Raw genomic sequence first — 1,271 nt, 5'->3', positions numbered from 1 at the left:
TCGTCAGTGAAGTTGCCCTCGCCGACGTAGCCGCGGATGGTACCCTCGAAGTCGTCGGTGGTGAAGCGCGCGAAGCTCATCGCGCCCGCCTTGACCGTGCCGTCGAGCGTGCCGAAGGTGTTCTCCTTGCCGACCGTGCCCGCGATGATCTGCTGGAAGTCCATCTTGACTTCTTTGAAGAAGTGCTTGGGCAGGTTCGAGCAGTGGAAGCAGACCGCCTTGTCCGGGTTGTCGCCGTAGTTGTTGTTCCAGTCGAGCAGCGCCGAAGGCGTCTCGCTCGCCAGCGTCAGCGCGTACATGCTCAGCGTGCCCATGGTGTCGGTCTCGCAGGCGCTGGGCAACAGGTTCTCGCTCATCATGCTCATCACCGTGCAGGGCACGACGCCGAAGTACTCTTCCATCGAGGTCCAGCACTGCACCGAGCTGACCGTCAGCTCGCTCGCCTTCATCCATCCGTCGATCACCGCGCCCAGCTTCGACATCTTGAGTAGTGCAGCCTCAGGCACGTTGTTGGTCGAGATGTACTTCTTGATGGTGGCAAGTTTTGCCTGCACCGCATCATCGTTATCTTTCGTGCGTTCGATGCGTCCGAAGATCTCGCTGAGGTCGAGCGTCTCGACCGTGATGCCGCTCTTCTCGAGCAGCTTCTCGGAATAGCGAACAGTGTTGAACGCCGTAGGCCGCGCGCCGATGGCGCCGATGCGCAGGTTCTTCATGCCGCCGACCACGCGGCAGACCGCGGAGAACCACTCGAGGTCGGCCTTGAACTCCGCCGAGTCCGGCGCCTCGGTGTGCAGCCGCGTCAGCGAGTACGGAATGCCGTACTGGCGCAGGTTGTTCGAGATCGACATCTTGCCGCAGAAGCTGTCGCGACGATAGGCGATCGACATCTTGCCGGCGTGGTCGGGCGTCGCCTGGATCAGCACCGGCACCTGCAGGTTCGCAAGGCGCAGCGTGTCGGCCAGGCCGCGCTCTTCGCCGAAGTTGGGCAGCGTGATGATGATGCCATCGATCTCGGCGGCGTGCTTCTTGAACAGAGCGGCGCACTTCTTGGCGTCCTCGTAGGTCTCGACCGCGCCGTGCGCCGTCTCCTCGGGCGTCAACACGATCGGCTTGATCCCCGCCGCCTCCAGCGCCGCTATCATCTCCAACCGACCGCTCGTCGCCAAATGGCTCGGAAAAAATCCACGATTGCCTACCACCACGCCCATCGTCATTCGCTTCGACATCACCTTCTCCATCTCTCTCGTTAAACCCTCAAACGGGCGTTG

1 protein-coding gene is annotated in these 1,271 nt (G+C 62.1%); it reads right to left on the bottom strand.

Translation table 11 applies throughout. The features are described 5' to 3' along the window. Positions 1-1,229, bottom strand: a 1,229-nt coding sequence (locus IEW09_RS18620; RefSeq protein WP_188555773.1) for an L-fucose/L-arabinose isomerase family protein, incomplete at its 3' end; no start/stop codon positions are given. Positions 1,230-1,271: the final 42 nt, after the last annotated feature.

Source organism: Edaphobacter dinghuensis (genome assembly GCF_014640335.1).
GTDB lineage: Bacteria > Acidobacteriota > Terriglobia > Terriglobales > Acidobacteriaceae > Edaphobacter > Edaphobacter dinghuensis.
This window is presented reverse-complemented; position numbering and strand designations above follow the sequence as displayed.